General features: G+C 33.1%; 15 protein-coding genes. 1 reads left to right on the top strand and 14 read right to left on the bottom strand.

Translation table 11 applies throughout. The annotated features are described in order from the left end of the window. Positions 1 to 335: 335 nt before the first annotated feature. The 7 genes from CDLVIII_RS25120 to CDLVIII_RS25150 form a co-directional block, all read right to left on the bottom strand. A complete protein-coding gene (locus CDLVIII_RS25120) occupies positions 336 to 656 on the bottom strand; it encodes a multidrug efflux SMR transporter (protein ID WP_009172301.1) in 321 nt (106 codons plus the stop codon). A 285-nt stretch (positions 657 to 941) separates the two neighbouring features. Further along, positions 942 to 1,742, bottom strand: a complete 801-nt coding sequence (locus CDLVIII_RS25125) for an ABC transporter ATP-binding protein (protein ID WP_009172302.1) — start codon at positions 1,740 to 1,742, stop codon at positions 942 to 944. Continuing rightward, positions 1,742 to 2,773 (bottom strand): iron chelate uptake ABC transporter family permease subunit, encoded by a 1,032-nt coding sequence (locus CDLVIII_RS25130; RefSeq protein ID WP_009172303.1) that lies wholly within the window; start codon positions 2,771 to 2,773, stop codon positions 1,742 to 1,744. The genes CDLVIII_RS25125 and CDLVIII_RS25130 overlap by 1 nt, the downstream gene beginning before the upstream one ends. Then, a complete protein-coding gene (locus CDLVIII_RS25135; RefSeq protein ID WP_009172304.1) occupies positions 2,770 to 3,768 on the bottom strand; it encodes an iron chelate uptake ABC transporter family permease subunit in 999 nt (332 codons plus the stop codon). Before CDLVIII_RS25135 ends, CDLVIII_RS25130 begins: the two co-directional genes overlap by 4 nt. Further along, a complete protein-coding gene (locus tag CDLVIII_RS25140) occupies positions 3,765 to 4,793 on the bottom strand; it encodes an iron-siderophore ABC transporter substrate-binding protein (RefSeq protein ID WP_009172305.1) in 1,029 nt (342 codons plus the stop codon). The genes CDLVIII_RS25135 and CDLVIII_RS25140 overlap by 4 nt, the downstream gene beginning before the upstream one ends. Before the next feature lie 326 nt (positions 4,794 to 5,119). Beyond that, positions 5,120 to 5,773: a 3-oxoacid CoA-transferase subunit B gene (locus CDLVIII_RS25145; protein ID WP_009172306.1), complete on the bottom strand. Its 654-nt coding sequence runs from the start codon at positions 5,771 to 5,773 to the stop codon at positions 5,120 to 5,122. Positions 5,774 to 5,785: 12 nt separating this feature from the next. Then, positions 5,786 to 6,502, bottom strand: coding sequence for a CoA transferase subunit A (locus CDLVIII_RS25150; RefSeq protein WP_009172307.1), 717 nt, complete (start codon positions 6,500 to 6,502; stop codon positions 5,786 to 5,788). Positions 6,503 to 6,934: 432 nt separating this feature from the next. Here CDLVIII_RS25150 and CDLVIII_RS25155 point away from each other — a divergent pair, with 432 nt between their 5' ends. Continuing rightward, on the top strand, positions 6,935 to 8,263 hold the full coding sequence (locus tag CDLVIII_RS25155) for an APC family permease (protein WP_009172308.1): 1,329 nt from the start codon (positions 6,935 to 6,937) through the stop codon (positions 8,261 to 8,263). 88 nt (positions 8,264 to 8,351) lie between these two features. Here CDLVIII_RS25155 and CDLVIII_RS25160 read toward each other — a convergent pair whose 3' ends face one another. From CDLVIII_RS25160 to CDLVIII_RS25190, 7 genes are all read right to left on the bottom strand, one after another. Continuing rightward, on the bottom strand, positions 8,352 to 9,200 hold the full coding sequence (locus CDLVIII_RS25160; protein ID WP_009172309.1) for a helix-turn-helix domain-containing protein: 849 nt from the start codon (positions 9,198 to 9,200) through the stop codon (positions 8,352 to 8,354). A 478-nt stretch (positions 9,201 to 9,678) separates the two neighbouring features. Next, positions 9,679 to 10,083: a Rid family hydrolase gene (locus tag CDLVIII_RS25165; protein ID WP_009172310.1), complete on the bottom strand. Its 405-nt coding sequence runs from the start codon at positions 10,081 to 10,083 to the stop codon at positions 9,679 to 9,681. Between the two features lie 101 nt (positions 10,084 to 10,184). Further along, positions 10,185 to 11,312, bottom strand: a complete 1,128-nt coding sequence (locus CDLVIII_RS25170; RefSeq protein WP_009172311.1) for an FAD-binding oxidoreductase — start codon at positions 11,310 to 11,312, stop codon at positions 10,185 to 10,187. A gap of 1 nt (position 11,313) precedes the next feature. Further along, positions 11,314 to 11,643, bottom strand: a complete 330-nt coding sequence (locus CDLVIII_RS25175; RefSeq protein ID WP_009172312.1) for a (2Fe-2S)-binding protein — start codon at positions 11,641 to 11,643, stop codon at positions 11,314 to 11,316. An 11-nt stretch (positions 11,644 to 11,654) separates the two neighbouring features. Then, positions 11,655 to 13,232 (bottom strand): FAD-dependent oxidoreductase, encoded by a 1,578-nt coding sequence (locus CDLVIII_RS25180; RefSeq protein ID WP_009172313.1) that lies wholly within the window; start codon positions 13,230 to 13,232, stop codon positions 11,655 to 11,657. 27 nt (positions 13,233 to 13,259) lie between these two features. Next, entirely contained in the window at positions 13,260 to 13,571 is a 312-nt protein-coding gene (locus tag CDLVIII_RS25185) for a (2Fe-2S)-binding protein (protein WP_009172314.1), read from the bottom strand. A 33-nt stretch (positions 13,572 to 13,604) separates the two neighbouring features. Further along, a complete protein-coding gene (locus CDLVIII_RS25190) occupies positions 13,605 to 14,741 on the bottom strand; it encodes a tyramine oxidase subunit B (protein ID WP_009172315.1) in 1,137 nt (378 codons plus the stop codon). Positions 14,742 to 14,855: the final 114 nt, after the last annotated feature.

Raw genomic sequence — 14,855 nt, forward strand, 5'->3', positions numbered from 1 at the left:
TCTAAATTTGTTCTTCAAGCATTACATTTCATATGAATCACGCATATTAATTCTCTATGATTCCAATTTCTTAGATATTTTTTTATGCATCTGCCTTTATTAAGCTCATGTGAGATATACCCTAATGCTAAATTAATTCAATTCAATTATTTGATTAAAGAATCAAAAAAACGAGGCCAAAGCCTCGTATGTTTTATTTGTCTTGTGTAGTTTGAGTTTTGTATTCTTCAAATAGATAATATATTCGACCGATGTATTTGTAACAATAACCGCATCGGTAATTACCTATTCAAATCAAATTTTGTATGAATTTTTATTATAACTTTGATAGATTTTTAATGTGTAGTTGATAAATTAAGTCCTATAGTTCCTAATATAATTAATAAAATAGATATAACTTTAATCAAGGAAATATTTTCCTTAAACATTATTATTCCTATTACTGATATTACTGCTATTCCAATTCCTGACCAAATTGCATACGCAACACTTATTTCTATATTCTTAAGAGATAGCGATAATGATGCCAGACTAAAAACATAACAAATTAACATAATTATTGAATATTTTATATTGGTTAATCCATTTGAAAGTTTCATTAAAGTTGTAGCACATATTTCAAACATTATCGCACAGGCTAAAAATATATATGGCATTTAATCACCTCATTCTAATTTGTTTATTAATACCTAAGAAAAAATATAATGGATATATTATCATTTTAATTATATCAAATTTTACCAAAAATCAATATATAATCATATGGTAAGAAGATTAAAACGCAAACTAAAAGGACTAAACTTTATTCAATACAAAGTTCAATCCTCACTAGTTTCTTAATCAAGTATTTCTAATAATTTGCCGGCGTCTCACTTAACAGATCATATTCTAAACACTAATATATAAATTAGCTAAAATGTAACTACAATAAGTACTATCTGTTAAACATGATGTCTTCCTCTTGGTACTATAAAAGGTGAATACGACACTGGATCTTGTATTACTACACAATCTAATCCAAAAACTGTATCAATTAATTCTGGAGTTATAACATCTTTGGGCGTACCCTGCTTAATAAGTTTTCCCTTGCAAAGAGCAAATATATAATCTGCATATCTGGCGGATAAATTTATGTCATGAAGTACCATCACAATGGTTGTCCCTCTTTTGCGATTTAAATCTGTTAATAAATCAAGAATCTCTACTTGATAAGCAATATCAAGATACGTGGTTGGCTCATCTAAAAGCAGTATATCTGTCTGCTGGGCAAGTGCCATGGCAATCCAAACTCTTTGACGCTGTCCTCCAGATAACTCATCTACACTACGATTAGCAAGCTCTGTTATTCCCATTATTTCAAGAGCTTCCTCTATAGCTTCAAAATCAGTTGTATCCATACTTCTTAAAAATGATTGATATGGAAACCTGCCTCTTGAAACTAAATCCCAAACCGTTATCCCCTCAGGAACTATTGGTGATTGAGGAAGCAGACCTAAAACCTTTGCTAATTCCTTAGAAGGCATTGAAGTTATTTTTTTACCATCAATTATAACTTCTCCTGAAACAGGCCTAATAAGCCTTGCAAGTGTTTTTAGTAAAGTTGATTTACCACATGCATTTGCTCCAATAATAACACTGATCTTATTGCTTGGAATAGCTATATCAATTCCATCAATTATAATCTTTTTGTCATATCCAGTTACTATATTTTTTGCCTCAAATAGTTGTTGTTTCTTACTCATTATGCCTGTCCCCTCCTATTTATAAATATTAGTAGCAATAGCATATATGGCGCCCCTAAAATTCCCGTAACTACACCTACAGGAAATCTTGTACTAAATATGAATTGACCAATCATGTCTGCTCCAAGTACTAATAATGCACCAACTAAACCTGATGCTAAAACATTTGGTGCTCCCAGCCCAACAAGTCTTGCTGAAATTGGACCAGATAAAAATGCAACGAAAGCTATAGGGCCTGTAACAGCAGTTGAAAAAGCAATTAAACATACTGAACTTAAAATCAGTATAATTCGTACTAAATTTATCTTAACACCAAGTGTAGTAGCAAACTCATCTCCTAATTCTAATATTTGAAGCTGCTTTGTTAAACATAAAATTATGACTCCAAATATAACTACAATTATAAATAAAATTGGTACAGCGTCCATACTCATTCCATTTAAACTGCCGCTTAACCACCTAAGTGCATTCGACACATCATATTGCGAAGCTTTAACTAATAAAAATGATATAAGCGCATTTATCATTGCCTGTATCCCAATTCCTATAAGTATTAATCTACTGCCTGAAAATCCTGCCCCTTTAGATAAGACATATACAAGTGTTGATACTACAACACCAGAAATTACTGCTGCTATAGAAACACTGCTTCCACTCATATGAAGAACTAATATACAAAATACTGCTGCAATACTAGAACCTGAACTTATACCGATAATATCAGGACTAGCTAATGGATTCCTTAGCATAGTTTGAAAGGTATTTCCCGCTATTCCAAAAGCTAAACCAGCTAAAAGTCCACAAAGCATTCTTGGCAAGCGCAGGGTTGCTATATTAAAGGTCGCTCCTTGTATTTGTTCTCCTCCAAGCACTCTCACAACTGTATTTAATGAGTAATTAGTTTTACCATATAGAAGCGCAATTAAGCAAAGACTTACAGTTAAAACAAGTAGACTTATATTAACACTAATCATGCGTTTTTTCCTTTTAGTATGCCCTTCTCTTATCATAGGATGAGTAGTTTGTATCATATAGATCTCACCTTCGCTTTCCTTGCAATGATAATGAGAATTGGTGCTCCTAAAAATGCAGTAATAATTCCCACCTGAAGTTCACCAGGACTTCCAATTACTCTTCCAAAAACATCTGAAATTGTTAAAAGCATTGCTCCTCCGATAGCTGACATAGGAACTAATCCCCTTAGATTTGAACCAAAAATAAGACGTATGCTGTGCGGTATCATTAATCCTACAAATCCAATAGGTCCTGCAATTGCAGTAATTGCACCACATAATATAACCCCTGCAATTGCACATATAATTCTAATAATCCCTATATTTACACCTAAACCAGTTGCAACCTCATCACCTAAAGCTAAAACATCAAGTGCTGGCGTTGCTGCTATACTTATTATCAATCCAACTATTAAAAATGGCAGAATTAAATTAATGCTCTCCCAAGTCGCACCACTCACACTTCCAACCTGCCAAAATCTAAACTTATCCATTACTTCACTTCTAGGAAGTATAATTGCACTTACTAAAGAGGTTAGAACTGCACTGGTAGCTGAGCCTGCTAAAGCAAGCTTTATTGGTGTCATACCGCCACTTCCAATAGATGCTATACCGTAAACAAATATTGAGGTTACCCCTGCTCCAGCCAGTGCAGCCCAAATATATTGATTAGCTGAATTTATATTGAAAAATGCTATCCCAATTACAACAAATAAAGATGCACCTGTATTAACGCCTAAGATACTTGGATCTGCTATTGGATTTCTAGTGATTGACTGCATAAGAGCTCCTGATATTCCGAGAGAAGCTCCTGCCATAATACTAAAAATAGTTCTTGGAATACGTTCACGAACTACTAATGAAGCAAAAGACATATCGTCACTATTTAATAAAGCATTAATTGCTTGACCAAACTCTATATTTTTTGACCCCCATGCTAGTGATACTATTATACATATACCTAGAAAAATAATACTTACTAAGTATATTCCTATTGTTTTTGTAATTCTCATTGTACTTTATCTGCTGCCTCTCCAATTATCTTTAGATATTCATCAATTGTTTTCGGAATTGATAGTGCACTAGGGGTACAAGATGCTGCAAGTGTTGATCCATCTTCTATAAGTGCAACCGAACCTCTTTTTATTGCTGGAACTGTTCCAAGTAATGGATCTGATTGTAATTGCTTTAATAATGTATCATTTCCATAAGTCACAATAACATCTATATCTGATAACTTATCAATATTTTCTGAACTAATTTCAAGAGCAAAGCTATCTGAAGTCTGCGCTAATTTTTGAACACTATCAGGAAATTCTAATCCTAAATCTGTCAGATATGCTGCACGAGGATCTGTTGGGAGATATATGTAGAACTTACCTAAATCAGCAGGGTTAAAGTAACAAAATGCAGCTTTTTTACCTTTAAGATTAGGGTACTCACTAGTTTTTTCCGCTATTAGATCTTCTAAATTTGAAACTAATTTATCTCCTTCATCCTTTTTGCCAATTGCAGTTGCATTAGTTGTTATTTGATCACGCCAATATGTTTGCCATGGAAGTTTAGGATATGCTACAACAGGAGCAATTTTACTTAACATATCGTATTCCTCTTGTGTAATTCCTGAATATGCAGCTAATATAACATCTGGGTTAGCATTGCTAATAGCTTCATAATCCAAACCGTCTATATCATCAAAAGTAACAGGCTTTTCTACACCTAATTCCTTGTACTTTTCTGCTGTCCATGGTAATAAACCATTTTCGTCTGCTTTTCCATAGTTAGCCTTAGATACGCCAACTGGTACAACTCCTAATGCTAAAGGAACATCTTGATTTCCCCAAGAAATTGTAACAACCTTTTCTGGCTGCTTTTCAATTACAGTTTCTCCAAAAGCATGTTTAATTGTTAATGGATAAGTTACAGAAACACTTTGCCCCACATTAGATTTATCTTGATTTTGTCCTGCCTGACTTGAGCATCCTGTTATTAATAAAGTACAAGCAAGAATGATTGTCGTTATTCCTTTTAATTTCATGATCACCCTCCTAATTGTTATGTTGATTGTATTGAGTTTAATTTATATTTGAATCTTCAAGCACTAAATGATAATGAAAATAATTATCATTTACATTTCAGTATTATTTTATAGTGGTCCGTGAAATTTGTCAACCTTGCATTTTTTAACCTCTGAGATTTCAAAAAAGTGTCCTCCTAAGACACAACTTATTTATTCAAAACAAAAATACTACTTTCTATAAATATAAAGTAGCATTTTTTAACTATTAACACTTATTTATAAAGATTTAAAAACCTTTCATTTTACATATATATTGCAATTAAAAATTTACAATACATATAATATTATATTTCCATTTCATTAATATCATCAGCTATTATTAAGTCAGCATCAGTGATGCTTACTACTTCTTCAACCGTTACTCCTGGTGCCACTTCCATTAATATTAATCCTTTATCTGTGACTTTCATAACCGCTTTATCTGTAATTATAAGATTAACACATTGTTTAGCCGATAGAGGTAATGTACATTTCTTTAACACTTTTGGATTACCTTTTTTATCAGTATGACTTAAGGCAGCTATTACATATTTTGCTCCTACTAAAAGATCCATTGCACCACCCATGCCTGGTGCAAAAACTTTCGGTATATTCCAATTGGCGATATTTCCTTCTTGATCAACCTCTAAAGCACCTAATGCAGTTATATCAACATGTCCACCCCTTATTATTGCAAAAGATAGATCCATTTCAAATGTTGATGCTCCTGGCAATAAAGTAATTGGGGCTCCGCCAGAATTAGCTAAGTCCGGATCAGCTTCAACGATACCTGGAGTTGCTCCAAATTTCAATGCACCATTTTCACATTGAAGTATTATTTCCATTCCTTCTGGTAAATAGTTTGCAGCCATATTAGGTATTCCAAATCCTAAATTGGCAACCATTCCCTCTTTAAACTCTTTTGCGATTCTTCTTGCAATTATTTCTTTACTATTCATAATTTCTCCCCCCTATTTTATTTGGTTAGTTCTTGTCCATAATTCTTCAAAATAATTTTTTCTCTCTTCAAAAGAATCGCCTTGGACTATCATATCTACTAATATTCCTGGTGTTCCAACGCTATCAGGTGGAATTTCACCAACTTCAACAATTTCATCTACTTCAGCTATAACCAAATCAGCTGCAAGTGCCATATTTGTATTTGTTCCTTTAGTTGTTCCTCTATATATTATATTACCAAGTTTATCAGCTTTATATCCCTTGATTAATGCAACATCTGCCTTTATTGCTGGAAATACCAAGTATTCCTTTCCATTTACAGTAAGTTTATCTCTTCCATTTTCAATTTCAGTTCCAAGTCCAGTTGGAGTTATAACTGCACCAAGTCCAGCTCCCCCAGCTCTTATACATTCTACTATAGTCCCCATAGGTATAAATTCCACTTCTAATGTACCTGCAGTATATTGCTCTTGTATTTCTGGACAAGTTCCAATATGTGAGCCTATAAATTTTTTTATTTGCTTATTGGCTACTAGCTTCCCAATATCGTGAGTCTCTCCTGGATGAGCTGATACAGCTTGGATAAGCGTAAGATCCTTAACATTTTTTTCTGCTAATGCATTTATAACTTTTAATGGAGCACCTATTCCTAAAAAACCTGCCGTCATAATTTTCATTCCATCTTTAATACTTTCTACTGCTTCTTGTATTGTTTTAATCTTTGTCATTTCTCTATACACCTCCAAATTTTTATATTCTAACATAAACTATTTGCTATGAAATCAATAGTCTATATTAAAAATTCAATTTTTAAATTATTATTATTATTATTTAATAATTCCTATTATAATCCATTAAGGCTTAAAAATGTATTTTTTTTCAAAAATTTTTTTAAATTTTTTTAAAAATATTTATACGCATATAAAATTTTTCTAAATTTAAAAACCTGCTAATAAAAGTCATTACTTTTAGAGCAGGTTTTTAAATCTTTTGTTCCGAAATTTACAATCTTTAAAAATTATATTTTGCTATTATAGCAGAAAGAAGCTTCTCACAAACATATATCTAAAAGTAATTTTTATTGGATTTAGGGCAAGGGTGCTCTGCTAAGCAGAATACCCTTGCCTTTTATAATTTGGAATATAATGGAGGCGTTTATTATGGAACATGGAAAATTAAAACGAACTTTAAAAACAAGCGATCTGGTAATTTTTGGTTTGGTATTTATGATACCTCTAGCTCCTGCAGGCATGTATGGTGTATATTTAGGACCATCTGGTGGAATGGTTGCATTATGTTATTTGATAGGAATGGTGGCTATGTTCTTTACTGGAATGAGTTACAGGGTAATGGCACAGAAGTTTCCAACAGCAGGTTCTGTATATGTATATGTTCAAAAAGGTGTATCACCTGCATTAGGTTTTCTAACTGGCTGGGCCATATTATTAGATTATTTCTTAATGCCAGCAACTGTTGTTATTATTGGGAGTATTTATGGCAATGCACTTATCCCTTCTGTTCCAGCTTGGACTTGGATACTAATATTTATCGTCTTTAGTACAGTAATTAATGTTTTAGGTGTAGATTTGATGTCTAAATGCAGTTGGATACTATTTACATTACAAATTGTTGTGATTATAGCCTTTATAGGCTGTACTATAAGACTTTTACTTAATGGAACAATTCATTTTAGCATGATTTCATTCTATAATCCTGAGCAGTTTGACTTGTCTAGCATCCTAAAAGCAACAGGTATCGTTATTCTTAGCTATTTAGGATATGATGCTATTAGTACCTTGGCAGAAGAAACCATTAATCCAGAAAAATCTGTAGGAAAAGCAATTATACTTTCGATTTTGATTATTGGACTAATATTTATTGCAACTACTTTTTTTGCAGGAATGGCTTATCCAAATTATCAAGACTTAAATCCTGATACTGCTTTCACAGATGTTGTTACCTTTGTAGGTGGAACATGGCTTAATATATTAACAACAATTACATTGATAGTTTCCTTTGGAATAGCAACAACTCAAGCTTCACAAGTTGCAGTTGCAAGAGTACTTTTTGCAATGGGACGAGATGGAGTACTGCCAAAGCAACTTGCATATGTCAGTAAAAAAACACAAAGTCCCGTAGTTGCTACTGTATTAGTAGGAATTATTATAACACCTATTTCACTGTTTTGTTCCCTTGACTTCATTACTTCAATCGTAAGCTTTGGTGCTTTACTAGGCTTTATCTTATTAAATATTGCAGTAATCAGTAGATTTTTACTAAAAAATGATGAACCAATCAGCTTACAAAAGAAAATAATAAATTATGGAATATGTCCTGCTATTGGCTTAGCAGTAACTATGTGGATTTTTATTAATCTGGATGCAAATGCACATTTAATCGGAGCAATTTGGCTGTTAGCTGGCTGCTTATATTTAGCAGGTGTCACAAAATTCTTTAGAAATCCTGTCCCACAGTTAGAGTTAAGTTAAGAACATTCAAAAAGCAAAGCAGCTTACTTATAAAAAAGGAATACTCAAAGCACCTGTTGCTCTGAATATTCCTTTTACTTTTTATTCATTATATGATAATTATTCGTTTTTTATATTCGGATTCTTTTAATGACTTTATATACATCTTAGGTGTTGTATCTGTAAATTCGTGAAAATCCTTAATCATATGAGACTGATCATAATATCCTAGATCCATAGAAATCTGCGCTAAATTAGATTCAAATATATCTTTATCTAACTCATTTAAAGTACTTAATAAATATTGAAACCGCATAAGTTTACAAAATACTTTCGGAGATAATCCAAACTCCTCCGAAAATGTCTTATTTATATATCTAACTGAATATCCAGTTGCCTCTGCAAGTTCATTAATTTTAACTTTTCCTGCTGTCTTCATAATGTTGTTCAGCATATATTTCTTTAAATCTTTGTATTTATTTATTTCATTAAAATTAGCATAAAGCTTTATATATCTTTCTAAAAACACCTGTATCTGATAATTGAAATCTCTACTTGAAGTAACTTTTTCAAACAATTCGTTATCTTTTATCACTTCTAAAAATGGGATTTCCTGTTCAACCAAGTCTGACATGGTGATATTTTTGAATTTAAATGGGCTTCCTGGTAAAAATCTTACTCCAAAGAAGTATTTATTTTCACTATTATGAGTCAAGGTTGGACGAAGAACTGTTCCACATATATGTGCATATGGAACCTTATCATCACAACAGAATAGGATATCAATACACCCATCTGGTACTGCGATAAAAGGTCTTTCTATAATATCTTCTTTTTGGAAGCAGTAGAAATGAGAAATTCCATAATTCATTATAACTGCCTTATAATAATGAGATGTAGTCATTACAAAATATGGCTGCTTAGGCCTAATAATATTTCCTTTTGTTTCCCCCACCATATCTCCTTCACTCCCCTTTTTTCTTAAACAAACTAAATTTACTTTAATTTGTAAAATCATCTTTTAAAAGTATAATTAATAGAAAGTCATATATGTAAATTCTGATCAACTTTCATCTATCGTTAAATATTTTTTAAAATCCCTCAAAAAATCACATTAATAATTATTAATCATTCAACATATAATTATTAAATTTTAAAAACAGATATTTATATCAACTATACATTATTTATTTTATATTGAGAATACATTTTTCATGGTTATATAGGAATAAATTTATTTTTAATTCTATATATTGCAATAATAATTTTACATTTTGAAAAATTTTGTAAATGTTTAAATTGTATCTATCAATTAAACTTTATGATTTGTTAATTACAACATATATATTCATCAAATAAATCATTGTAAAAAAATAGCCAAGTAGATCTCCTTGGCCATTTAGACTTGGTATTTTCCTTCGTATTTCTAAGCTTTCTTATTGTTCATTAGTTATAATTACTGCATCCATTTCTATTTCAATTAACTGAGAAGGCCTATTAAGCATAGGAGTACCAACCATTGTAAAAAGCGGTTTGATATCATGAAAAATCTCTGAATAAGCCCTTGCAATTTCAGCTCCATACTTCATATCAGTTGTATAACCTTTTATTCTAATTACTTCTTCTTTTTTAGAACCCGATTTCTCTAACAATTTTACTAACTTTTCTAAAATATATTTTGTCTGCTCATAAGCACTGTCTTCACCATAAACTGTGCCATCAGGCTGTACAGAAGTAGTACCTCCGATATAAACAAATGGCCCTACTTTTACCATTCTAGAATATCCTGTTTTTTCTTCTAATGGAGCGCCTGATGAATAATTTGTTCTCGTTAAATCCATATTAATTCTCCTTCTTTGACACTATTTACAAAAAATCTCATACTGAAAAATCAAACTATATCTTATAATTACTAAATAATTAATCTTTTATTATTTGATATCTAAATTTTAGCTTTAAACCTATCATAACGGAAAGCACTTATATCAAGAGCAGTTCCATTTCCTTCTACCATTTCTGATAAGAGCATACCTACTGTTGGAGATATTCCAAAGCCATGACCAGTAAAGGCACAGGCAAGGATAAGTCCTGGTACTTCCTCTACATGACTTATTACTGGCACGTGATCTTTACACTCATCTATCCAGCCTGCCCATGTACGAACTATCTTGGCATCTTTCAAGTCTGGAAAGTACTTCATTATTCCTCTACATATACATGAAGCTGTAATACTTGCTGTAGTTGGTGTTCCATTATCCTTATTAAGAGCTTCATAACCTGATGCACCTCCAAATACAAAGGAACCATGTTTACTTTGATGTCCATAAAAATCCGCTTCAGCAGTACCAAGCATTTGGTAAAACATTGGCTTTTGAGCTTCTGTAACAAGAACTTCTAACAAAACTTTATTCATTGGAATATCTATCCCAACTGTAGCAGCTATCCTTCGGCTTTCATAGCCTGCTGCAAGAATTATATGATTTCCTTCATATACATTATTCTTAGTTACTACCTGCCTAGCTTTTCCTTTTATTTTTCTAATTTCAACAGCTTCTTCTCCTGTAATAAAACGAGCACCTAATTCTCTTGCTTTACGATAAAAACCTAAAGTTGTAGTCAAAGGATTAGCATGTCCATCAGTAGGACACCAGCTTGCACCTATAACTTCCTCTGAAAGATATGGATTAATTTCCCTTACCTCATCTCCAGAGATTATGTTTACCTCAAGTCCACAATCCTGAGCATTCTTTGCAAGATTAGTCAGTATCTTCATATGCTCTACTGTTTTACCTAATCTTAAATTACCCTCTTGATAATATTCTACATCGACTCCTAATTCTTCTGAAAGATTAGGCCAAAGATTTTTTATCCCATACATGGCAAGTGGAAGTTCTCTCTTATCACGTCCTGATTGACGAACTCCTCCGCCATTTCTTGTTGAACCTCCATCTCCGATACTGTCACCTTTATCGAGGACAATAACAGAATGGCCTTTTTTTGATAAGTAGTATGCTGCTGCATTTCCAATTACACCACTTCCAATGATTATTACATCTGCACTGTTTTTCATGCTATTTACCTCCTACTTGTTCATTTCCGAAGACTTCCATTTCTATAGGTCTCATAGGTGCACGTGATACTGCTGGTTCTAATTCTAAAGGTGATATTTTAAGTTCTCTTGCTACAATCCCCTTAACCAATTTACCGCAGGTTTGTCCCTGACAAAGACCCATACCTGTTCTTAAATATCTTCTAATTTCAGTTATGGTAAACATACCATCATGTACTGCTTTTCGTATTTCACCCTTTGTAATTTCTTCGCAGCGGCAGATTATCATATCATCGTCAGGCTGCGAAATAAATTCACCTATATCTCTTGATCTATCATTTACTTTACTCATAATCTTACCTCCTATGCCTGCTTAAAGAATCTTACTTTCATTCCCATTTCACTTGGAACCTTTATTGTTAATAAGTTTGTGTTATCAAAGGCTTTAACAGATTTAACATCTACTACTTCCACTTCACATGCTTCTTTTCCACTTCTATCGAGTCCAATGCCTTTTGCACCTTTTTCTGGCAGCGGTAAAAATTCATAAGGAAGAGTAACTGAAGTATAACCTTCTTCAAAATCTTCATTCACAAGAAAAATTGATTGTCCAGAACAAGATGCAACGCACATTCCACAGCCAATACATGTTGATTCTTCATCGACGACTGGAAGAGAGGTAATATTTATTCCAATCTTGATACAGCTTTTAGGGCACGCATCTTGACATGGATTACAAGGAATATTTTGTGAACATTCTATAACTGGATGTATTCCCTTCATAGACTTAACCCCTGGATATTTTGTCACTTCTTCATCAGTTAAATATCCTTTCTTAAGAAGATTTTTTGAAACCTCAAAGCCTTCATCTGTTTTTTCAATATCTTTTCCTTTATTTTCTGGACCAAACATACCTTGTCTTAAACTAGATAATGCCTTTTCCAATTCCTCTGCCTTTTCTTCTAATTCTTCTTTCTCAATAAATCCTAATCTATAAGAAGCTGCTACCCCTGCAATTCTTCCTTCTATCATAGCCGAACTTGCTTCTTCAATTCCTGAAACATCTCCTGCTGCAAATATTCCTTTAATTGAAGTCTCACCATATTCATCACAAACAGGAACATACCCACCTTTTTTAGGATTTTCCTCCATGATGCAGCCAGCCATTTTAGTAAGCTGGGACATAGGAGAAAGTCCTACTGCAAGGCATATAGTATCAACATCAAAATGTTTTTCTGTTCCAGGTATTATCTGCCAGCTGCTATCAACTTCACCAATAGTAACTCCTGTTACACATTCTTCACCTTCTGCTTTGATTATAGTGTGAGATAAATAAAAAGGAACTCCGCATCTAGCCACCTTAGCAGCGTGAACCCCATATCCACCGATTCTAGGTGCCGCATCTACTATTGCAACTACTTCACATCCTGCTTGTCTAAGTTGATATCCTACAACTACTCCAACATTTCCGCTGCCAAGCATAAGAATTTTCTTTCCTGGTTGTACTCCATGAAGATTCATCATTGTTTGGGCTGCACCTGCACCAATTACTCCTGGAAGTGTCCATCCATCGAAAGTAACCATATTCTCAGATGCACCTGTTGCAATTATTACTGCGTCTCCTTTATAATGAATAACTTCATCATCTATCTTTACAGTAACTTCTTTATCTAAATAAAGACCAATAACTATAGCATTCAAAACAACTTCTACTCCCGCATCATTTGCTTCTTGTAAAAGCTCTTCACCTATTTTAAAGCCTCTAATTTTTGCTCTATGCTCTTTTGATCCAAAGAACTTGTGTATTTGCTTAAATAGTTGTCCACCAGGCTTAAAATTTTCATCAAATACAACAACCTTTAGTCCTCTTTTTGCTGCTTCTATAGCTGCTGACAGACCCGCTGGCCCTGCTCCAACAACAATACAATCATATCTTTTCATACGAATACCTATCCTTTCATAAAAATTTTATGCTTCTTTTTGGGCTGAAACACCATATTGCGTTTGAACCTTCATACCTTCTACAAGAGGTGTTACACAAGTTCTTACATTTGGCTTACCATCAACTACCATTACGCAGTCTGTACATCTACCAATAGCACAGAATATGCCTCTTGGTGATCCTTTTTTAGTATGTCTATGAACTAATACACCCGCGGCTCTTAGCGCTGCTGCTATTGGTTCTCCTTCATATCCTTCAAATGCTTTCCCATCAAATTCAAAATTCACTAAACGTCCTTTATTAGGCTCACCTAAAATTGGATGCTTTTCAATTCTCATATAAAGATCTCCTTTCAACTGTAATAATTAAACTTAAGCTAATTGTGGCTCATCCCAAAGATTTAGCTTAGTCCCAATTCCTTTTTCAATAGCATTTCTATAAACTATAGTCCCCCATGCAACATCTTCTACTGGCATACCACCAACTGAATAAATAACAATTTCATCTTCTTTGCGATGTACTGGCACTTTACCAATTAATACATCCCCTAAATCATCAACTTGTTCTTTGCTCATTTTGCCTTCTGCAATTAAGTCCATACAGTGTACTGCTGGAATTGGAATAGAATTATATGCTGGGAACTCCATTTCTTCTTCCCAAGCTTCGTACAATTGAATATTATCTGTAACAGTTCTTGCTCTATTTAAAATAAAATCATCATCAAATCTTGCTGCTGCTGGACAACATAATACTGAACCTGGTTTAATCCATTCTTCATTTATATATGGATATTCATTTATATCACCCGTTGGACTTGATGTAGCAATGTGCACAATATCACAATCTCTAACAGCATCTTCTATTGTGTCTACAACAATGATGTCTTTAATTTGTGGATAATCTTCATTAAGATACTTTATAAATCCATCAATTGATTTTTTACTTCTTCCTTTAATTTTTACAGTTTCAATTTCCGATCTAACAGCCATAGTTGCTGCAAATGCTGTTTTACTCATAACCCCTGGTCCAATAATTCCGACAACCTTTGAATCTTCTTTAGCAAAATATTTCACCCCAACACCAGGAACTGCACCTGTTCTATAAGCACTTAAAATATTTGCTGACATATATGCAATTGGAGCGCCAGTATCTTTGTCATTTAAAGTTAACATAAGTATTGATCTTGGAAGCCCCTTATCTCTATTTTCTGTATTTGAACCATACCATTTCATTCCCGCCATATCAAACTTACCGCCTAAATAAGCAGGCATTGCCATAAATCTTCTGTCTGGACCATCCTTAGGCATATTAGGGAATGGCGATTCTTCAGGGAAAACCATCATAACTCCGTGTGAATTTCCATTAGGCCCACCCATACGATAATCTCCAATTTTTAACAACTTGAACATTTCTTCCATGGCATCTACACATCCAGCCATTTCTTTAACTCCAGCCTTAATCATATCGTCTTCATTTAAATATAAAAAATCTATTTTTGTTTCGTTCATATTCTCATTACCTCCTATAAATATAATTATTTTTTATAAAAAAAGAGATCTAACTTCTTCTTTGAAGCTAGACCTCTTTGCCTTTCTTGAGTATTATATTACTCCATCTATGCA

The sequence above is a fragment of the Clostridium sp. DL-VIII genome (assembly GCF_000230835.1).
Lineage (GTDB): Bacteria > Bacillota > Clostridia > Clostridiales > Clostridiaceae > Clostridium.